At 54.4% G+C, this 19,274-nt stretch carries 18 protein-coding genes and 2 pseudogenes; 7 read left to right on the forward strand and 13 right to left on the reverse strand.

All coding sequences use genetic code 11. The features are described from left to right. Positions 1-160: 160 nt before the first annotated feature. The 5 genes from uvrA to ACTQ34_RS14720 form a co-directional block, all read right to left on the reverse strand. Positions 161-3,007, reverse strand: a complete 2,847-nt coding sequence (uvrA, locus tag ACTQ34_RS14700) for an excinuclease ABC subunit UvrA (RefSeq protein WP_441364466.1) — start codon at positions 3,005-3,007, stop codon at positions 161-163. A 62-nt stretch (positions 3,008-3,069) separates the two neighbouring features. Continuing rightward, positions 3,070-3,891, reverse strand: coding sequence for an MBL fold metallo-hydrolase (locus ACTQ34_RS14705; protein WP_441364467.1), 822 nt, complete (start codon positions 3,889-3,891; stop codon positions 3,070-3,072). After that, positions 3,888-5,846: an excinuclease ABC subunit UvrB gene (gene uvrB / locus ACTQ34_RS14710; RefSeq protein ID WP_441364468.1), complete on the reverse strand. Its 1,959-nt coding sequence runs from the start codon at positions 5,844-5,846 to the stop codon at positions 3,888-3,890. The genes ACTQ34_RS14705 and uvrB overlap by 4 nt, the downstream gene beginning before the upstream one ends. Positions 5,847-5,849: 3 nt before the next feature. After that, positions 5,850-6,554, reverse strand: a complete 705-nt coding sequence (locus ACTQ34_RS14715) for a JAB domain-containing protein (RefSeq protein WP_441364469.1) — start codon at positions 6,552-6,554, stop codon at positions 5,850-5,852. Between the two features lie 21 nt (positions 6,555-6,575). After that, a complete protein-coding gene (locus ACTQ34_RS14720) occupies positions 6,576-7,175 on the reverse strand; it encodes a GNAT family N-acetyltransferase (RefSeq protein ID WP_441364470.1) in 600 nt (199 codons plus the stop codon). Between the two features lie 258 nt (positions 7,176-7,433). Between ACTQ34_RS14720 and ACTQ34_RS14725 the strand changes: the two genes are divergently transcribed. Genes ACTQ34_RS14725 through ACTQ34_RS14735 form a run of 3 tightly spaced genes read left to right on the forward strand, consistent with a single transcriptional unit; the run spans position 7,434 to position 9,044 of the window. Continuing rightward, positions 7,434-7,988: a DUF4364 family protein gene (locus tag ACTQ34_RS14725; protein ID WP_441364471.1), complete on the forward strand. Its 555-nt coding sequence runs from the start codon at positions 7,434-7,436 to the stop codon at positions 7,986-7,988. After that, positions 7,985-8,362: a CidA/LrgA family protein gene (locus tag ACTQ34_RS14730; RefSeq protein ID WP_441364472.1), complete on the forward strand. Its 378-nt coding sequence runs from the start codon at positions 7,985-7,987 to the stop codon at positions 8,360-8,362. Before ACTQ34_RS14725 ends, ACTQ34_RS14730 begins: the two co-directional genes overlap by 4 nt. Then, positions 8,355-9,044, forward strand: a complete 690-nt coding sequence (locus tag ACTQ34_RS14735; protein ID WP_441364473.1) for an LrgB family protein — start codon at positions 8,355-8,357, stop codon at positions 9,042-9,044. The genes ACTQ34_RS14730 and ACTQ34_RS14735 overlap by 8 nt, the downstream gene beginning before the upstream one ends. A 283-nt stretch (positions 9,045-9,327) precedes the next feature. Here ACTQ34_RS14735 and ACTQ34_RS14740 read toward each other — a convergent pair whose 3' ends face one another. The 7 genes and pseudogenes from ACTQ34_RS14740 to ACTQ34_RS14770 all read right to left on the reverse strand — a co-directional run. Next, entirely contained in the window at positions 9,328-9,627 is a 300-nt protein-coding gene (locus tag ACTQ34_RS14740; RefSeq protein WP_441364474.1) for a helix-turn-helix domain-containing protein, read from the reverse strand. Between the two features lie 93 nt (positions 9,628-9,720). Next, on the reverse strand, positions 9,721-10,179 hold the full coding sequence (locus ACTQ34_RS14745) for a hypothetical protein (RefSeq protein WP_441364475.1): 459 nt from the start codon (positions 10,177-10,179) through the stop codon (positions 9,721-9,723). A gap of 109 nt (positions 10,180-10,288) precedes the next feature. Then, positions 10,289-11,218: a HipA domain-containing protein gene (locus ACTQ34_RS14750; protein WP_441364476.1), complete on the reverse strand. Its 930-nt coding sequence runs from the start codon at positions 11,216-11,218 to the stop codon at positions 10,289-10,291. 4 nt (positions 11,219-11,222) lie between these two features. Continuing rightward, positions 11,223-11,669 (reverse strand): helix-turn-helix domain-containing protein, encoded by a 447-nt coding sequence (locus ACTQ34_RS14755; protein WP_441364477.1) that lies wholly within the window; start codon positions 11,667-11,669, stop codon positions 11,223-11,225. A 109-nt stretch (positions 11,670-11,778) separates the two neighbouring features. Next, positions 11,779-12,621: a hypothetical protein gene (locus ACTQ34_RS14760; RefSeq protein ID WP_441364478.1), complete on the reverse strand. Its 843-nt coding sequence runs from the start codon at positions 12,619-12,621 to the stop codon at positions 11,779-11,781. Positions 12,622-12,749: 128 nt separating this feature from the next. Then, positions 12,750-12,908 (reverse strand): annotated as a pseudogene (locus ACTQ34_RS14765) (helix-turn-helix domain-containing protein); the annotation flags it as partial. A 190-nt stretch (positions 12,909-13,098) separates the two neighbouring features. After that, positions 13,099-14,631: pseudogene (locus ACTQ34_RS14770) on the reverse strand (recombinase family protein); the annotation flags it as partial. A 235-nt stretch (positions 14,632-14,866) separates the two neighbouring features. On the opposite strand from ACTQ34_RS14770, the gene ACTQ34_RS14775 reads away from it, so the two are divergent. From ACTQ34_RS14775 to ACTQ34_RS14790, 4 genes are all read left to right on the forward strand, one after another. Continuing rightward, complete coding sequence (locus ACTQ34_RS14775; RefSeq protein WP_441019424.1) at positions 14,867-15,415, forward strand: TetR/AcrR family transcriptional regulator C-terminal domain-containing protein; 549 nt, start codon at positions 14,867-14,869, stop codon at positions 15,413-15,415. Between the two features lie 203 nt (positions 15,416-15,618). Then, complete coding sequence (locus tag ACTQ34_RS14780; protein ID WP_441019425.1) at positions 15,619-17,004, forward strand: radical SAM protein; 1,386 nt, start codon at positions 15,619-15,621, stop codon at positions 17,002-17,004. A gap of 23 nt (positions 17,005-17,027) precedes the next feature. Next, entirely contained in the window at positions 17,028-18,167 is a 1,140-nt protein-coding gene (metK, locus tag ACTQ34_RS14785) for a methionine adenosyltransferase (RefSeq protein WP_441210668.1), read from the forward strand. 22 nt (positions 18,168-18,189) lie between these two features. Next, entirely contained in the window at positions 18,190-19,038 is an 849-nt protein-coding gene (locus tag ACTQ34_RS14790; RefSeq protein ID WP_441019427.1) for a DegV family protein, read from the forward strand. A 55-nt stretch (positions 19,039-19,093) separates the two neighbouring features. Here ACTQ34_RS14790 and ACTQ34_RS14795 read toward each other — a convergent pair. Next, the coding region (locus tag ACTQ34_RS14795) for a hypothetical protein (protein ID WP_441364479.1) at positions 19,094-19,274 on the reverse strand (181 nt) is incomplete at its 5' end.

Raw genomic sequence — 19,274 nt, forward strand, 5'->3', positions numbered from 1 at the left:
ACATCCCGATCCATTTTTCCTCGTTCCAGCATTGCTCTCACCACCTATTCCTATTTTACCGCGCTCAAACGAAAAAGCCCAGCTTTTGCTGGACTTTTTCGACAGACTGAAGCGGGCATTTCGCAAAGAAATGCCCGCTTTTTTCACGCAAAAAGCCGCTTTATTCTTCTGTTTTCGCCGTATTCTGCCGTTCCAACACCCGTCCGAGGTACTGTCCGGTGTAGGAATCCGGGCAGGCTGCAACTTCTTCCGGCGTGCCGGCCACAACCAAACGACCGCCGCCGTCGCCACCCTCAGGACCGAGGTCGAGGATATAATCGGCCGTTTTGATAACGTCCAGATTGTGCTCGATAACGACCACGGTATTGCCCGCATCGACCAGCTTTTGCAGCACATCGACCAGCTTGTGCACATCTGCGACGTGCAGACCGGTGGTCGGCTCATCGAGGATATAGATGGTCTTGCCGGTCGAGCGCTTGGAAAGCTCGGTAGCGAGCTTGGCGCGCTGTGCTTCGCCGCCCGACAGCGTGGTAGACGACTGGCCGAGCTTGACGTACCCCAGCCCGACTTCGCGCATGGTCTCGAGCCGTCTGGCGATTTTAGGGACGTTAGCGAAAAACTCGCACGCTTCGTCCACCGTCATGTCGAGCACTTCATAGATGTTCTTGCCCTTGTAGCGCACTTCGAGCGTTTCCTTGTTGTACCGCTTGCCCTTGCACACGTCGCAGGGCACATACACATCCGGCAAAAAGTGCATCTCGATTTTGAGCAGGCCATCGCCCGCGCAAGCCTCGCACCGTCCGCCCTTGACATTAAAGGAAAACCGGCTCGGCCCATAGCCGCGCGCTTTGGCATCCGCCGTTTTGGCGAACAGGTCACGGATATCGTTGAACACGCCCGTATAGGTCGCGGGGTTGGAGCGCGGCGTGCGCCCGATGGGCGACTGGTTGATGTCGATGACCTTATCAAGATAGGAAAGGCCGATGAATTTATCATGCGCGCCCGCGCGCGTCTTGGCGCCGTTCAGTTCGGCAGCGAGCTTTTTATAAAGAATCTCATTGACAAACGAGGATTTGCCCGAGCCGGACACGCCGGTGACGCAGGTAAACGTTCCGAGCGGAATGGTGAAATCCGTATGCTTTAGGTTATTCACCGCACAGCCCTTAACCGTCAGTTTTTTGCCGTTGCCCTTGCGGCGCACCGCAGGCACCGGAATGCACTTGCGGCCGGAAAGATACTGTCCGGTGATGGAGGTTTCGCTTTTCAGCAAATCGTCCACCTTGCCCTCGAACACAACCTCGCCGCCGTTGCGGCCCGCGCCCGGACCGATATCCACAATGTGGTCGGCCGCGAGCATGGTGTCCTCGTCGTGCTCGACCACAATCAGTGTATTGCCGAGATCGCGCAGACGCTGGAGGGTCGCAAGCAGCTTGTCATTGTCGCGCTGGTGCAAGCCGATAGATGGCTCGTCCAGAATATACAGCACACCCATCAGCGATGAGCCGATTTGGGTGGCAAGCCGGATGCGCTGGCTCTCGCCGCCCGACAGCGTGCCGGACGAACGCGAAAGCGTCAGATATTCCAGACCGACCGACTGCAAAAAGCCCAATCGGTCCATGATTTCCTTGATGACGCGGTCGCCGATTTTGTGCTGCATCTCAGTCAGCTGCAAGGTATGCAAAAACTCCATCGCCTTGACGACCGACTTTTCGGAAAACTCCGCGATGTTCAGTCCGCCTACCGTCACCGCCAGCACCTCGGGCCGCAGACGGCGGCCGTGACACGCGGGACAGGGGATTTCGCTCATGCACTCTTCGATTTCGCTGCGTGCATAGTCGCTCGAAGTCTCCTTGTAGCGGCGTTCCAGATTGACCACAATGCCCTCAAACGGCTGGCGCATCACGCCGCCCGACACGCGGCTGACCGACAACTCCAGCGGTTCATCACCCGTGCCGTACAGCAGCTCGTGCACCGCCGCGTCGCTCATCTCCTCGATTGGCGTGTCAAGCGTAAAGCCGTGCTTTTTGCCGAGCGCTGTGAAGTACATGCCCGCAATCGTGCCCGGCTCGGCGCTGCCCCAGCCGGAGGCGCGGATGGCCCCCTTGCGAATGGACAGCTTGCGGTTGGGCAGAATACGGTCCGGGTCGACGCGCATCTGCATGCCCAGTCCCGTACACACCGGACATGCGCCGTAAGGGTTGTTAAACGAGAACATGCGCGGGGTGAGTTCCTCGATGGAAATGCCGCAGTCCTCGCAGGCATAGTTCTGCGAAAAGGTGATTTCCTCGCCGCCGACCACGTCCGCAATCACCAGACCGCCCGACAACGCTGCCGCCGTCTCGACCGAATCGGTCAGGCGGCTGCGCACATCCGCGCGAATCGAAATACGGTCGACGACAATCTCAATGTTGTGCTTTTTGGTCTTTTGCAGCTTGATTTCCTCGGACAGGTCGCGCATTTCGCCGTCCACCCGCACACGCACATAGCCTTGCCGACGAGCGTCCTCGAACACCTTGACATGCTCGCCCTTTTTGCCGCGGATGACCGGTGCGAGAATCTGCACGCGCGTTTTCTCCTCGAGCGTCATCAGCCGGTCGATAATCTGGTCGATGGTCTGCTGATGGATTTCCTTGCCGCATTTAGGGCAGTGCGGCGTGCCGATGCGCGCCCAAAGCAGACGCATGTAATCGTAAATCTCCGTGACCGTGCCGACCGTCGAACGCGGGTTCTGCGAAGTGGTTTTCTGGTCAATCGAAATGGCAGGCGACAGGCCGTCGATATAGTCCACATCCGGCTTGTCCATCTGCCCCAAAAACTGCCGCGCGTAGCTGGACAGCGACTCGACATAGCGGCGCTGACCCTCGGCGTAAATGGTGTCAAACGCCAGCGACGACTTGCCCGAACCGGACAGACCGGTCAGCACGACCAGCTTGTCGCGCGGAATCTTAATATCAATGTTTTTCAAGTTGTGCTCACGCGCACCCTTGACATGAATATATTCGTGCATAGCTTTTTCTGCTTCATCCTCACTTTTGTTTCGGGTTTCTCTATTCTGATAGCATGCCGCATTTAGATTTCTATCATACTGCCCGCGGACAGAAACGCGATGCGCTCACCGAGCGTTTCACGCAGCAAATCATACGCATGCGGACCGGTACAGTGGCAGGTATAGTAGCGGCTGCTCGTCTGCGCAAGACGTTCTGCAACTGCACGGATGCGCTCGTCCGGCTCACTTTTGCCGGTCGACGGGCTGAACAGGTGCATGCCGCCGACGACGACATCCGGGTCGCGGCCAAGTAGTTCCTTTGCCCGCGCGCAGATATTGATAACGCCTCGGTGCGCGCAGCCCGTAAACAGCACCGCCATCTCCCCTTCGCTCACAATAAGACTTTGCTCATGCAGGAAACGGTCAGGAACATACTGTCCGTTTTCCTGCTCGTACAGCGTGCGGTTGCCCGCAGGCACGCAGTCCGCGCCTGTAATATCGGAAAACAGGGTCAGCGTTTCATCTATCTGCGTCACACCACTGACGTGCCGCAGACGCGGATTCTCTTCCAGCGCCGTGTCCAGACCGATGTCCTTGATGCCCTCCGGCTTGTGGGAAAAGTGCGGCTCGAACGCTCTTTCGTGCACATAAACCGGCGCATGGTCATTGATTTCCAGAAACGCCGCCAGTCCGCCGCCGTGGTCGTAATGCCCATGCGAGACAAAGGCCGTGTCCACCGCGGACAGGTCGATGCCGAGCGCGTCCGCGTTTTTCAAAAACAAATCTGTCTGCCCCATATCAAACAGCAGCTTGCGACCGTTTGTTTCCATAAAAAAACTCAGACCATGCTCACAGACAAAGTCCGGCGCGCACGCGGTATCCTCCATGAGTGTGAAAATCCTCATTTTCCTTCCTCCAGCGCCCGAATCTGGTCACGCAACTGCGCGGCAATCTCGAATTCCAGCATCTTGGCCGCTTCCTTCATCTGCTTGGTCAGGCGGGCAATCTCCTGTTGCCTTTCGCCCTTGGTGCGCAGCTTCTTCTTGCTGCTCGTCGGCACATTGGACGTAATTTCGATAACATCCTGCACCTTCTTTTTGACCGATTTGGGGGTGATGCCGTGTTTTTTGTTGAACGCGTCCTGCAAGGCGCGACGGCGCTCGGTCTCGTCCATTGCGCGGCGCATCGAAGGTGTGATACTATCCGCATACAACACAACCATACCGTGCTCATTACGCGCGGCGCGGCCGATGGTCTGGATGAGCGAGGTCTCGGAGTGCAAAAAGCCCTCCTTGTCCGCATCGAGGATGGCGACAAGCGACACCTCTGGGATATCCAGGCCCTCGCGCAGCAGGTTAATGCCGACCAGCACGTCAAACACGCCCAGCCGCAAATCGCGCACCAGCTCCTGCCGTTCGATGGTCTTGACGTCGTGGTGCATGTAACGCACCTTGATGCCCGCAGTTTCCAGATAGCCGGTCAAATCCTCGGCCATCTTTTTGGTCAGCGTGGTCACCAGCACGCGCTCGCCCTTCGCGGTGCGCGCGTTAATTTCGCCAATCAGGTCATCAATCTGCCCCTCGACCGGGCGCACGACCACCTCCGGGTCGAGCAGACCGGTCGGGCGGATGACCTGTTCCACCACTTGCCCGGAGCGTGACAGCTCATATTCGCCGGGCGTGGCGGAGACGTAAACAATCTGGTTTAAGCGCTCGTTGAACTCATCAAAGTTGAGCGGGCGGTTATCATAAGCCGAAGGCAGACGGAAGCCGTTCTCAACCAGACTCTCCTTGCGGGCGCGATCGCCGTGGTACATAGCGCGCACCTGCGGAAGCGTGACGTGGCTCTCATCTACAATCAGCAGAAAATCCTCCGGGAAATAGTCAATCAGGGTAAACGGCGCACTCCCCGGCTCTCTGCGCGACAGCACGCGCGAATAGTTCTCGATGCCGCTGCAAAAACCGATTTCCTGCAGCATTTCGATATCGTACCGCGTGCGCTGACCGATGCGCTGCGCTTCAATCAGCTTGCCGTTCTCCTCGAAATATCGGATGCGCTGTTCCAGCTCTTCCTCCAAATCTTGGATGGCAGCCTGCAATTTATCCTTCGGCGTGACATAGTGGCTGGCGGGGAAAATCGCCGTGTGTCCGAGTTCACCCAGCACCACGCCGGTCAGCGGATTGATGCGGCTGATGCGGTCGACCTCGTCCCCGAAAAACTCGATGCGCACCACGTCCTCGTCCGAATATACCGGCCAAATCTCGACCGTGTCACCGCGCACGCGGAAGCGGTTGCGCTCGAAAGCAATATCGTTGCGCTCATACTGAATGTCAATCAGTCGGTGAATCAGTGTTTCGCGGCTGATTTCCATGCCAGGGCGCAGCGAAATGACCATCTTCTTGTAATCTATCGGGTCGCCCAGCGAATAAATGCATGACACGGACGAGACGATGATGACATCCCGCCGCTCGGAGAGCGCCGAGGTCGCGGAGTGGCGCAGACGGTCGATTTCATCGTTGATGGCCGAATCCTTTTCAATATAGGTGTCGGTTGAGGCAATATATGCCTCGGGCTGGTAGTAGTCATAATAAGAGACAAAATACTCGACCGCGTTATCCGGGAAAAACTCCCGCAGCTCGGTGCACAGCTGCGCGGCGAGTGTTTTGTTATGCGCAAGCACCAGCGTCGGCCGCTGGGTCTGCTCGATGATGTTCGCCATGGTGAAGGTTTTGCCTGAACCAGTTACACCCATCAGGGTCTGCTCGGTCAGGCCGTTATTGATCCCCTCGACCAGCTTTGCGACCGCTTCCGGCTGATCGCCCGCCATTTTATAAGGACTTACAATGTGAAAATCCGGCATATCCTACCTCCTCTGTCCCAATCTGCCGGCGCGCAGCCTATGAATAGACGTATATTTGCCACGCGCAACGACGCAGTGATCGACCAATTCCAATCCCAGTCCGGCGAGCGTCTGCTCAAGCCGCCGCGTGGCAAGCATATCTGCTTCGGATGGGGTAGCTGTCCCATTCGGATGGTTATGCGCCAGCACAACGCCAGACGCACCGCACAACAGCGCAGCCCGGGCAATCTTGTATGCATCCATCGTCACCTGCGTATGGCCGCCGCGGGCAATCTCCTCGCACTTGATGACGCGCCCCGCTCCATCCAGATAGGCGGCGAGCAGCACCTCATCCTGTTCGCCCGCAAACTGCGGCATGAAATACTCTCCGATTTTTTCATAGCTGTTCAGCTTATCGCTGTGCCGTTCGCTCTTGGCCACGTCCTGCTCGTACCGCGCACACATTGCAGACGACAGTTTGAGCAGGTCGGCTGAGCGCGGCCCGATGCCCTGCACCTCGCAAAGCTGCTCGACCGGCGCTTCCAAAACCGCATGCAGCGAGCCGAAGCGCTCTAGCAGCCGGTGCGCGGTCGGGTTGGTATCCACGCGCGGAATGGCGAAAAACAGCAGAAGTTCGAGCACCTCGTGGTCGCTGAACACATCCAGCCCAAAGCGGCGGAACTTTTCCAGCACACGCTCCCGATGGTTTTGATGCAGTTTGTCCGCCATTCGCTCGGCCTCCTTTGTGGTTTACAGATGAATGCGCTGCTCCGCCTGCCGCAGGGCGCGGGCAACCAGCGGACTGTCCTTGATTTCGGGGAACGGGACGGTCGGCTGCGGTTCACCCTCATGCGGACGCAGGCTTTTGCCCATCCAAAGCACGTCCCGCCACTGACCGAACTTGTACATACTCTCCTGATACGCGCCCGAGATGATAAAGCCCATCGCCTTATGGAACTTCATTGAACGCTCGTTCGGCGAGGTGATGCCAACATAGATATTATAGTATCCCTGCATGGTAAGCAGCTCAAACAGTGCCGCGTAAATCGCACCTGCAATGCCGTGTCGGTGCCATTCCTGCGCGACATAAATCGACGTCTCGACCGACCACTGATACGCCGCGCGGGTGCGGTGGGGCGAAGCGTAGCCATAGCCGACCACTTCCCCATCTACCGTGCACACGAGCCACGGCAGACGCTGACCATACGTGCGCATACGCCCGAGAAATTCCTCCAGCGACGGCGGCGCGTATTCGCTCGACACCGTGGTTTGAATGACATACGGCGCATACAGCGCCAGCATATCGGCTGCATCCTGTTCGGTTGCGACGCGCAAAACAACTTCCGGCATAGTATTTCTCTCCCGTTGCGATAGTTTCCGTCTTTTCATTATACCGCGCGCGCCCTTGTTGTTCAACCGATTTTTCCCGTCCTCGCCGCCAAAAATCGTACATGCGTTCGTCTGTTCTTTGTGCGCTTTTCCGTCAAAAACAAACAAACACAAACCGTTTGGGCACCCGCATCCTTGTCCGCTCAGCCGATTGCTTTTTCCCGCTTTTTGGGGTATACTACTTTAAGCGATTTTGTCAACAGAGGAGGCTTGCGCATTATGGTCCGTCACGGTTTTATCCATTCCAAAGAGGATATTAAATTTCTCATTCTGTTTGCCATGGATTTGCTGCCATTTCCGGTCAGTTTCAGCACGGTTGTGGACCTGACGACCTGGTGCGATGAGGGCTTCGGTTACTTTGAGCTAAGCGAAGCCTTTTATGAGATGGTGCCGACCGGCCACATCGAAGAGGTTCCCGGCGATGGGGAGCCCGCCTACCGCATTACTGACAAAGGCCGCGAGGCCATCCGCGTGTTTGAAAAGCAGCTTCCCTATCCGGTACGCGAAGCCGCACAGCGCTCCGCGCTGCGTGTCGTACGCCAAATCCGACGGGATGCCGCGATTCATACAGCGGTGACCGAGCGCGCTGCAAACGACCTGACCATTCGCATGGAAATGGAGCAGGTGTTCGCTATCGAGATGGATGTGGTCAGCCGCGGACAGGCCGCGATGCTTGAGCGCACCTTCAAAAACAACGCGGAGGCGATCTACCAGACCCTGCTGGGCGCCATGACCGCAGACTACGAAACCGAGAAAGAAGACGAAACCCCTTGAACTACATTCGGCAACTGGGCGTCCTGATCGCCTGCTGCGTCGCAGGCGACGCGCTATCCATCCTACTGCACGGCGCGCTGCCCGGCAATGTGCTCGGACTGACACTGCTGCTTCTGCTATTGATTTTCGGTCCGGTCCGTATGGACCATGTCGAGCATTCCGCAGATTTTCTGCTGCAAAACATGGCATTTTTCTTCCTGCCCGCCTGTCTGGGCGTGCTGGAGATTTTCGCGCAGATCAAGAGCGAAATTCTGGCCATGCTTGCGGTATGCGTGCTGACCACGCTTTGCACCGCCGCGGCCACCGCGCTTACTGTGCACATCGTGTTCCGTTTGCAGCACCGTGAGAGTGAGGAGGCGTTTGACCATGACTGACCTGCTTTCCTCCTCCACCTTCTGGATGACATTGTCCATCGGCTGCTACGCGCTGGGCGTAAAAATCCAGCAGAAAACCGGCTCGCCGCTGTGCAATCCGCTGCTGATTTCCGCCATACTGGTCGGGGCGCTGCTGGTCGTGACCGGCACCTCCTATCAAACCTATGAAAGCGCCGGTCAGCTGATTTCCTTTTTCCTGACTCCGGCAACCGTTGCGCTCGCCGTTCCGATTTACCGCAAGCTGGATGTGCTGAAAAAAAATCTAGTGCCCATCCTCGCCGGCGCGCTGGTCGGTTCGCTGACATCCATTCTGAGTGTGCTGTTGTTCTGCCGGCTGTTCGGCCTGTCTGACGCGACAACCCGCTCACTGATTCCCAAATCGGTCACCACGCCGATTGGCGTTGCACTTTCTGAGATGCTGGGCGGTCTGGCGCCAATCACCGCGATTGCCGTGGTGTTCACCGGCATCGTGGGTGCTATCCTTCTGCCGACTTTCCTCAAGTGCATCGGTGTGCGCAACGCCGTGCAAATGGGCCTGTCCATCGGCACCGCCGCCCATGCGGTCGGCACCTCGCGTGCCATTGAACTGGGTGAAACCGAAGGCGCGATGAGCGGCCTTGCCATTGGTGTGGCCGGTCTGCTGACCGCATTACTTGTGTCGGTTGGTTCGGTATTTTTCTAACGATATGAAAAGCGGTCTGCATTGGCAGACCGCTTTTTTTGCAAAAAGAAGGAACCGAAAATTCCGGTTCCTTCCTGATAGCTTCTCTTAGCCGAAGTAGCGCTGCAGCAGACCCTCGAAAGCCTTGCCGTGACGAGCCTCGTCTGGTGATAGGATTCTTCTACCGTATCAATCAGACGATATAAGGCTCTCAGCGTAATCGAAAAGTTTTTTGCCCACGCTTTGCCCACAAAAAATACGCTCTGCAAATCCAGTACCGAGTCAGGCTCCACAAGGGAAATGCTTACTTATTCTGGCTTGCCGCAGATTTGGCCTTGGAGCGATGCCGCGTGGCTTTTTTGGTCACATGGTCATACTCGATCAGTCCGGCATCCATCTCGCGGATGAAGTCCTCCACGGCAATGGTCGCCACTTTGGTACTGCCCAGCTTGACCGCCCGCAGCAGCTTGGCGCTGATGAGGTCATACACCATGTTCTTGTTGACCTTCAAAATCTTAGCTACCTGTGGAACCGTCAAAAACTCGCAATCAGTTCGCCGGACTTCCTCTACCGCAGCGCGGGTCTGTTCATTCATTGCATTCATGCTCATGCACCTCCTACCGAAAAGTATAGGGGGTGCATGAGCATTTCGCAAAAAATTACAGACCTAATTTTAGTCAGGGCCTTTTCGCTTCCTTCATACTCTGGCGATCTGTCGTTTCAGATACCAGATAATCACTCCGGAAAACTCAGCATATCGTCCATTCGTCTTGGCCTGAAATTGTTTCAGCATACGTTCCAACTGCTGCTTCGGCACTTTCTTTCCCGGAAATTTGTCATGTAACGCTTGCTTGACTGCATCCAACGCCGCTTTACGGTTCTCCTTCAGATAGGTATTGCCGCTGCGTTCCTGCATTTCTGCAAACTCACAAATATGATAGGCGGAGTTGCCGATGCAGACATGGCAATCGTCAATGTACTTGCAAGGGAAAGCCATCTTTTCACCGTCAAAGCGGGTAATGACGATGCTTTCCCCATCCTTGATGGTAAAGAGCGTGTGGTATTCGCTGTCGATGAAGCGGATCACGCGCTGGTCCTTATCCGGGTTTGGAAAGGCGATAACGCCCATGATGTTTACCGGCTCACGGTCTGTCATTCTCTTTCACCTCTATCGTTCTAAAAAATAAGGCCGAGACATTCATCGTAGAATAATCCCGGCAAAGCGAAACGGCACGGTTTCCCGTGCCGCTCATTCGATGATTCGATTATCGTGCGCCCCGATCCTGCTTGACCGGACGCCTTTTGGTCGGGGCGTTCTTCAGCCTTTCCAGAGAATAATCCAGGATTCGCTCCTTGCGTTTCTCCAGCATGGTGCAATAGAATCGTTTCTGCAAGCCCGTAATAAACGGCGTATCCGCAATGAGCTTGCGTATCCTTGCCATATCAATACGGGGAACAATGCGCTTCAATGCGCGGTTACAGTCCTCATTTTGCAGGGAAGAAATAAAATCAAAATACTTGATCTTTTTCCCGTTGACCATGATCGCAGAGGTGGGGATCTCGAAAATGCGGTAATTCATGTCCTGCTCGCTGGCAAGCACCGTTTCCATGATCTTTTCGTCCGCTTGGGGATACAGACTGCTGCCGCAGTCATAGACCGGAGCCAGCGTCATCTGATCCGTCTGCGCATCATAGAGGAAACCCCAGTTGCCGTTATGCCGGTCCCAGTTGCCAATCAGCGCATCTACAATGAACATATCCCAGAATCTCTCCGTTACCGCCATGCGGTCAACTGCATTTTGTTCCTCAAAGGTATGAAGAATATCGGACAATTCCGTGCCGTAGCCGCTGCGCTCAGAGTCAATGATTTGGTTTTTCAGGGAGGCGAAATCCTGCAGGGTGACACCCGGCTCTGTAAAGTCGCCGCAGGCCACCACGATTTTTTCTTTCCCCTTTACGGTATAGGTGCCAAGCATGGTTTTCTGCACAGGAATACCAATGCTCTCATAGATCTGGCAGCCAAGATACTCGGAAAAGCAGCTGTTGCTGTAGCTCATGTCCTTGTTTTTGGTGGGCGGAGGAGGAAATTTCAGCATATATTGCTGCCCCTCGTAAATCACAGAGATCTTGCTGCCGTTTGCACCGGCATACATTTTGTTTCGCTTCGGAAGGTTTGTAAAATCAACGATCTGCATTTATTCACTCCCGTTCCATTCTCAAATATTTTTCACGGAGATACCACGCCTGCTCTGGGCTGATGATCTGGTTGACCTCCGCACTGTTGATGTCGCTTTGCAGATTGCAGTAATCGCAGTCCCAAAGCGTATAGTTCTCGCCATTGTCCACCTTCTGCCACGCTTTCACCATGGCTTGGATGGACTCCTGCAAAAATTCCGGCAGTCCGCATTCCAGATAGCTTCGGTCTTTGGGGAGGCCCTTCCCGTCATAGGGGGAGGACAGCTTCATCATGTCCTCCATCGTGCAGTTCAGCGCCTGCGCCAGCTTTTGCACCGTCTTTGCATTACACCGCTCCATATCGCTTCTTCCGGCGCATATATCCATAATCGTCGTCTTGGGAACGCCGCTGAGCTTGGATAGCTGATATTTTGAAAGGTTCCGCTCATTGAGCAAAGTCTGCAAGTCCATTTTCCTCGCCTCCTGTTCTGAAGGGTTCTTGCGATACTTTCATTATATCGGTGTGCCGACTTAGCGTCAATAGCGGTGATGCGACTTTTCTCGCACTTACGGCCATTCATTACCGTTCGGCTTTATGTTCCCCAAGGTTTCGCTCATGCGGCACACACCTCTGCCGCTCCATCTGCTTTTTGTATTCATTTCCGGCCCGTTCACAGAAATCCTCGATGCAGGAGCTGCGGTCAGAGCGGTAATGCCCCCAAAAGAAATTGGGTGGGCCGTCCCCGTCGTTTTTGCAGTTGCGCTGCCATGTGACAAAGGGGGCAGGGGCTTTTTCACATTCGCCCATGACAAACTCGGCGCTGCCGACGCGAACGCGAGCGGTGATGTGGTATTCCTGATTGACTGCTTCGCCCACTACATAGCAGCCGCACTCCAACTGGACGGTGCAGCTCCCGTTTTGTGCAAAAGTCGCTGTCACCGGCATGACCGGTACTCCACATACCATATCCGGCAGCATGATGAACTGCGACCTTTGGCCCATCAGCTCTTGCGGCAGTTTGTCCACGGGCAGATAAAAGTGCTGTTTGCCCATGATCTCATAGCACAGTAAGAAACTGCTGACGGGATAGTACACGCTCATGATTGGGTCTTTGATATGGCCTTGGACGATGTTGGAATTCACATATCTTGCGTTGTCCAAATACCATTGCGGGTTTGCACCCGGCGTGTTCCAGCCGAACATGGAGCCTGCCAGCATGGCGGCCTCCTGAATGTCCGTGATGCCGCGCCGCACATTATGGCTGCTGGCGATCTCGCGGTTTTCCTCCCGGCTGCCGGTGTCCCACTCAGATGGATAATAGCCGCGCTCACCATGCCGGATGATAATAAGCTGACCGCTGGACGGCAGAACGGAAAAACAGGTTTCCGGCAGGTCATTTCTGAATGGCAGCTTTCTTTTCATCGGCTCTGCTCCTGCTGCCGCTTGCGGTGCCAGCCCTCCAGCAGCTTGATGATGACATCTTCCATCTGCTTCGGGGTGTAGCTGGCGGGGAAGTATTTTTGCAGCCGGTCATTGCGGATCGTGACCTTGCGTAAATCTTCTTTTCTCATATCACGCTCTAACAGTGTGTGCCAGAGTGGTTTATAGCTGATGTGCATATTGTTTTCCTGCCTTTCTATCCATACCACCGGGGCGGCTGCCCCGGCAGGAACTTTTCTCTTATTATAACACCAATCTTGTGAAATCACAATTTATTCTTGTAGCCTGCCGCTGATACCGTCTGGATTGTGCTTTTCCTTTCTTTTTGTTCCCTTTAATTAGCCATAAACTGCTTCATGCCCTGTGATTTTGCTGATGTGTGATAAAGAAGTAATAGAAGTGTAAAAAATTTTGCCGTTGCTATCCGGCACCTGCGCACTGTGCCGGATAGGTCGGGCGTTAGGCTTCGGGCAGGTCAATCCTGCCTACAAAGCTGTAATAAATCTCAATGTCCTGCCTGCGGGTGCCGTTCTCGTCATAGCTGCACTCATGCACAACGATTTTCTCAATCATTTCCCGCAAGAGGGTGGGGGTCAGTTCCTCAAAGGCAAGGTGCTTGCGGACAATCCCCATAAATTTCTCGGCGTTGACCGTTGCCGCCTGCGACTTGTCCAGTTCGGCTTGCAGGGCGGCGGCTTTCTCTTTCAGTTCCGCTTGCTCGGCTTCATAGTCCTGTGACAGTTCCATGAAACGCCCATCGCTGATTTTCCCCGTCACATTGTCCTCATACAGCCGTTTGATGATACGGCTGATTTCAGAAATGCGCTCCTGCGTCTGTTCAAGCTGTTTGGTGGCTGCGGCGGTCTTTCGCTTGCCGCCAATCTCGTTCTGCTGGATAAGCAGCTTCACAAAGCGGCTTTCATGTTTGGCGGCGTATTCTGTCACCTGCCGGAGATTGGAGAGGACACCCGCCGTCAACAGGTCGGTGCGGATAAAGTGCGCCGTACAATCGGCGGTGCGCTTCTTGTAGCTGCCGCAGATGTAGCAGTCCTGTTTCCGCTTGTCCGTCTGGTATCGCTGCTGGTACATCACCCGCCCACAGTCGGCGCAGAACAAAATCCCGGAGAACAGCCCCACTTCATCATAGCGGTTGGGACGTTTGCGCTGCTTGCGGAGTTCCTGCACCCGTTCCCATGTTTCCCTGTCAATGATAGGTTCGTGGTGGTTCGGGAAAATCGCCTGCTTCTCAATGGGATTTTCCACGCTGTGCTTGACCTTGTAGGACACCTTTTCCGTCTTGAAGTTTACCAGACAGCCCATATATTCCCTGTTCTCAAGGATATGCACAACGGTATTGGTCGCCCATTTGCACTCATAGCCGGGGTGGTAGCGGCGGGTGCTGCCTGTCCGCTGGTATTCCAGCGTCCCCGGCGTGGGGATTTGCTGCTCGGTCAGCATACGGGCAATCTTGGTCGGACCGTTCCCGGCAAGGCAGAGCTGATAAATCTGCCGTACCACCGGGGCGGCTTCCTCGTCTATGATGAAGTTTTCATTTTCGTCCATGAGATAGCCATAGACGGCTTTGCTGGTAACAGGTTTCCCACTCATTCCTTTCGACCTCTTTACTGCCCGGATTTTCTTGCTGGTATCTCTTACCAGCCATTCGTTAAATAAGTTGCGCAGCGGGGTAAAATCGTTGTCCATGCCGCCATTTTCGCTGTCTACATTGTCATTGACAGCGATAAAGCGGACGCCTTTCTGCGGAAAAAGCATTTCTGTGTAAAATCCCACTTGCAGGTAATTACGCCCCAACCTCGACATATCCTTGACGATGACTGTTCCCACTTTCCCGGCTTCAATGTCCGCAAGCATAGCCTGAAAACCGGGTCTTTGGAAATTTGCCCCAGAATAACCGTCATCAGTGTACCAGCGCAGGTTGGTAAAGCCATTCTGCTTTGCATAGGCTTCGAGTATCCGTTTCTGAGACGAGATTTGTCAAGGTGTTTTTCTTCCAAGGAGTACAACGTTCTCGTTTAAATCCGGAAAAAGCGCACCTTTATAGAAGTATTGATGCTAATAGACAATTGCAGATAAGCTTCACCTATATGTGCCGGGATAAATGAAGAAGCTGCATTTCCATTCTGGAGAAGCTTGCGTTTTCTCCTCAAATCTTGTAAAATACAGCATATAGACGAATTAGAATCCCCCATACTTAGGAGGGCTGTATATGGCCTTATATACAAAAAAGCTCATCATGTCCACATTTCAAGAAATGCAGGAGGAGCTTCCGTTTAACAAGATTACCGTAGCAGCGCTGGTGAAACGAGCAGGTATCAGCCCTAATACGTTCTACTATCATTATCAGGACATCTATGCTTTGTTGGGTGCGTGGTTTTGGGAAAGGGCAGAATCATTTATCCCCAGCAATGCCCCTATTGAATGGAAAAGCACCACCAAAGCTGTGCTGCATCAATGCAAAGCCCATCCGAAAACAGTTTATCATGTGTTTAATGGCCTTTCCCGCGACCATTTGGAGCGATATATCTTTTCTTTGACCGATGATGTTTTCCTGAAGGTGGTACAGCAAGTGGCAGAGGGACGCCCGATTTCAGATAATCATCTTCGCAATATCGCATCTTTTTGCCGTTATGCTTATATCGGCTTTGTCATGCAGTTTTTCTGGAACCATATGGAGAATGATATTGATGAGAGCGTAGACCGGCTGGGGGGCCTTTTTGATACCTTTGTGGCCGGAGCTGTCCAGACTATTGAGTGAGAAAAGAGATACATACTTCCAAAGGCTGCCCTGTACGGGGCAGCCTTTTTTTGCGCACAAATTCAAAAATGCGCAAATTTGCGTATTGATGCGGTTCCCCTGAAATTCGGAAGAATCGACTTTTCCCGCCATAGTTTTCGCGTGGAGATTTCGTTAAGATAAGAATATCCTAAAGCAATACAAAACAGAAAGGAACTGTTATTATGAATGCCTCGGAAGTGTTAAAAGGCTTTGCCATGAAGCAAGTTTACGGTTATCTGGATAAGGATCCGGATACCAATATCCCTAAGCTGCTGGATATGCTGGAGAAGTACGACAAGAGTGGTCAGGCCATCACCTCACAGGTCGAAGGAATTCGTGCTGCACTGGCAGACCCGAACAACAACTGGTCGAAGCTGGTAAAGAGCCTGTGGACCGACATCGATGACGAGCAGCGGAAAAAGCTGGTAGAAACCGTTGCAATCAACGGCACGCTGATTGGCACGCCCGCTTCCATGAAGCTGCAAGACAAGTATCAGTGCAACATTCCCTGGGCGATCCTGATGGACCCCACCTCTGCCTGCAACCTCCACTGCACCGGCTGCTGGGCAGCGGAATACGGCAATAAGCTGAACCTGACTTTTGAGCAGCTGGATGATGTGATCCGGCAGGGCAAGGAGCTGGGAACCTATGTTTACATCTACTCCGGCGGTGAACCGCTGGTACGCAAGGCTGATCTGATCCGCCTTTGCGAGAAGCACAGCGACTGTGCGTTCCTTGCATTCACCAACGGTACGCTGATCGACGATGCCTTTGCCGACGAGATGCTGCGGGTCAAGAATTTCGTCCCGGCCATCAGTATTGAAGGCTTTGAGGAGGCAACCGACTTCCGCCGCGGTAATGGCACTTACCAGAAGGTCATCGAGGCCATGAAGCGACTGAAAGCCCGCAAGCTGCTGTTCGGCATTTCCTGCTGCTACACCAGCAAGAATGTAGAGGTCATCGGCAGCGAGGAATACTTTGATTCCATGATCGATATGGGTGCAAAGTTTGCGTGGCTGTTCACCTATATGCCGATTGGTGCGGCGGCTGTGCCGGAGCTGATCGCCACGGCGGAGCAGCGCAAGTTCATGTACGACCAGATCCACAAGTTCCGCAAGACCAAGCCCCTGTTCACCATGGACTTCTGGAACGATGGCGACGCTGTGGGCGGCTGCATTGCCGGCGGACGCGGCTACTGTCATATCAACGCCAACGGCGATATGGAACCCTGTGCATTCATTCATTATTCTGATTCCAACATCAAGGAAAAGACGCTGCTGGAGTGCTACCAGTCCCCGCTGTTTATGGCTTATCGCCGCAATCAGCCGTTCAATGAAAATATGCTGCGCCCCTGTCCTGTGCTGGATAACCCCGGTCGGCTGACACAGATGGTGGACGAATCCGGCGCGCATTCCACCGATCTGCAAAGCCCGGAACGCGCTTGCGACTACTGCAACCGCTGTGTACCCGCTGCTGAGAAGTGGGCTCCAGTTGCTGATGAGCTTTGGAATTCCCTCCCCAATAAGAGAGGTACGCAGCTTACCGGCAAGATGGCAAAGAAGTCTTAACAGGAGGCGATACTGTGGATAAAATGCTGTTCACATCGGAATCCGTGACCTGCGGCCATCCGGACAAGGTCTGCGATCAGGTGGCGGACAAGATTTTGGACGAGCTGCTGGCGCAGGATCCCGATTCCCGTGTTGCCTGCGAGGTGACCTGTGCCGAAAACCAGATGCACATTTTCGGTGAGATTACCAGCGAAGCCAAAGTCAATTACCGGGCTGTAGCGCAGCAGGTCATTGCCGAGATCGGCTATACGAAGCCGGGACGCGGCTTTGATGCAGATACCTGCGCCATTACAGTAGATCTGCATCACCAATCTCCCGACATTGCACGGGGCATCACCCGCAGCCGGGAGGCGGAGCAACTGGATGCCGGTGCAGGTGACCAGGGCATGATGTTTGGCTATGCCTGCAAGCAGACAAAGACCCTGATGCCGCTGCCCATTGAGCTGGCGCATGAGCTGTCCAAGCAGCTGGAAACGGTACGCCGAACCGGCGAATTGCCGTTCCTGCTGCCGGATGGCAAATCGCAGGTGACGGTGGAGTATGACGGAGACCGCCCCATCCGCATTGCATCTGTGCTGGTATCTGCCCAGCATCAGGAGGAGGTATCCACGGAGGCGGTACGCGCCGAGGTGCGCCGTCATGTGATGGAAGCCGTGCTGCCCGCTGAGCTGCTGGACGAGAACACTCAGTTCTATGTCAATCCCACCGGACGTTTTGTGTACGGCGGCCCGGCGGCAGATTCCGGTCTGACCGGACGCAAGCTGATCGTCGATACCTACGGCGGATATGCCCGACACGGCGGCGGTGCCTTTTCCGGAAAGGATGCCACCAAGGTGGATCGCAGCGGTGCATATATGGCGCGCTACATCGCCAAGAATATCGTGGCACAGGATTTGGCCGACCAATGTGAAGTTCAGCTCAGCTATGCCATTGGTCTGGCGGAGCCGATGTCGGTACGCATTGAGACATTCGGAACGGAAAAGGTAGACAAAAACACTCTGAATCGGGCAATACGAAATAGTGTGGATATGCGTCCCGCCGCTATCATTCAAAGATTCGGCCTGACACGGCCGATTTTCTCCAATGTGTCCTGCTATGGACATTTTGGCAGCAACGCCTGCCTGATGCCGTGGGAGCAGACAGACCTTACGATCAAGCTGTGAATCGGACGGAGGTGGCGTATTCGTGACTGTGAAGATCATATCAGACAGCACCTGCGATCTTTCGCCGGAACTGCTGCGGCAATATGATGTTTCCATCACCCCCTTATCAGTCTGCTGCGGCGAAAGGGTCGGCGCAGACGGAACAGAAATCACACCGGACGATATTTATGAATACGTTCATGCAGAGGGAAAGCTCCCACAGACCAGCGCCGTAAATGTCGCGGATTATGCAGAGGAATTTCACCGCTGGACGAAGCAGGGCTGCTGTGTTGTCCATTTCTGCATCAGTAGTGACTTTTCCAGCACGTATCAAAATGCCTGCCTTGCTGCCAAGGAAGTCGGAAATGTATTTGTTGTTGATTCCAGAAATCTTTCGACCGGACAAGGGCTGTTAGTCCTCCATGCAGCGGAAATGGCAGCAAACGGCTACTATGCGCAGGAGATATGGGAAACCTGTTCCGCAATGGCGAAACGGGTGGAAGCCAGTTTTGTCATAGACAGCCTCGACTATCTCTACAAAGGCGGCCGTTGCTCAGCCTTGGGTGCTTTTGGTGGAAATCTGCTTCGACTGAAACCGTGCATCGAGGTCCGGGACGGAAAAATGACGCCCGGTAAAAAGTACCGTGGCAGAATTGAAAAAGTCATGCTGCAATATGTGGAGGATCGTCTCCAGAATCGCACCGACATTGATAAGCACCGCATTTTTATTACGCACACCAAATGCAGCCCGGAAGCTGTCCAATCGGTGCGTGATAAGATACTGGAAATTGCACCGGATTTTGAGGAAATATTAGAAACTACCGCCGGAGCAACGATCACCTCCCATTGCGGGCCAAATACATTGGGCATTTTGTTTGTGAGAAAGGATTAGTGTGATCGAAGCCGTCATGTGTGGCTGTGACGATTGGCGGCTTGGCATACCGGATTCAAACAGAAGCAACCTGTCCGATGCTTGGAGCTGCGGCGGGTGATAACCACCCGCCGCAGTATTTTACAGGAGTCCTGCAAACAAAAGTCAATAGCTGAAATGAAAAAAGTCCCGCAAAATTTGCGCGACTGAAAAAGGGCATAACAAAACAGACTGGAGAAAAAGCTTCGCCAGCCGGG

This window comes from Agathobaculum sp. LCP25S3_E8 (assembly GCF_052117165.1).
Taxonomy (GTDB): domain Bacteria; phylum Bacillota; class Clostridia; order Oscillospirales; family Butyricicoccaceae; genus Agathobaculum.

What these genes read in the sequence shown, in the direction of transcription:
- uvrA (WP_441364466.1), bottom strand. Translation starts at nt 3,007, where the DNA reads ATGCACGAATATATTCATGTCAAGGGTGCGCGTGAGCACAACTTGAAA.
- ACTQ34_RS14705 (WP_441364467.1), bottom strand. Translation starts at nt 3,891, where the DNA reads ATGAGGATTTTCACACTCATGGAGGATACCGCGTGCGCGCCGGACTTT.
- uvrB (WP_441364468.1), bottom strand. Translation starts at nt 5,846, where the DNA reads ATGCCGGATTTTCACATTGTAAGTCCTTATAAAATGGCGGGCGATCAG.
- ACTQ34_RS14715 (WP_441364469.1), bottom strand. Translation starts at nt 6,554, where the DNA reads ATGGCGGACAAACTGCATCAAAACCATCGGGAGCGTGTGCTGGAAAAG.
- ACTQ34_RS14720 (WP_441364470.1), bottom strand. Translation starts at nt 7,175, where the DNA reads ATGCCGGAAGTTGTTTTGCGCGTCGCAACCGAACAGGATGCAGCCGAT.
- ACTQ34_RS14725 (WP_441364471.1), top strand. Translation starts at nt 7,434, where the DNA reads ATGGTCCGTCACGGTTTTATCCATTCCAAAGAGGATATTAAATTTCTC.
- ACTQ34_RS14735 (WP_441364473.1), top strand. Translation starts at nt 8,355, where the DNA reads ATGACTGACCTGCTTTCCTCCTCCACCTTCTGGATGACATTGTCCATC.
- ACTQ34_RS14740 (WP_441364474.1), bottom strand. Translation starts at nt 9,627, where the DNA reads ATGAATGCAATGAATGAACAGACCCGCGCTGCGGTAGAGGAAGTCCGG.
- ACTQ34_RS14745 (WP_441364475.1), bottom strand. Translation starts at nt 10,179, where the DNA reads ATGACAGACCGTGAGCCGGTAAACATCATGGGCGTTATCGCCTTTCCA.
- ACTQ34_RS14750 (WP_441364476.1), bottom strand. Translation starts at nt 11,218, where the DNA reads ATGCAGATCGTTGATTTTACAAACCTTCCGAAGCGAAACAAAATGTAT.
- ACTQ34_RS14755 (WP_441364477.1), bottom strand. Translation starts at nt 11,669, where the DNA reads ATGGACTTGCAGACTTTGCTCAATGAGCGGAACCTTTCAAAATATCAG.
- ACTQ34_RS14760 (WP_441364478.1), bottom strand. Translation starts at nt 12,621, where the DNA reads ATGAAAAGAAAGCTGCCATTCAGAAATGACCTGCCGGAAACCTGTTTT.
- ACTQ34_RS14775 (WP_441019424.1), top strand. Translation starts at nt 14,867, where the DNA reads ATGGCCTTATATACAAAAAAGCTCATCATGTCCACATTTCAAGAAATG.
- ACTQ34_RS14780 (WP_441019425.1), top strand. Translation starts at nt 15,619, where the DNA reads ATGAATGCCTCGGAAGTGTTAAAAGGCTTTGCCATGAAGCAAGTTTAC.
- metK (WP_441210668.1), top strand. Translation starts at nt 17,028, where the DNA reads ATGCTGTTCACATCGGAATCCGTGACCTGCGGCCATCCGGACAAGGTC.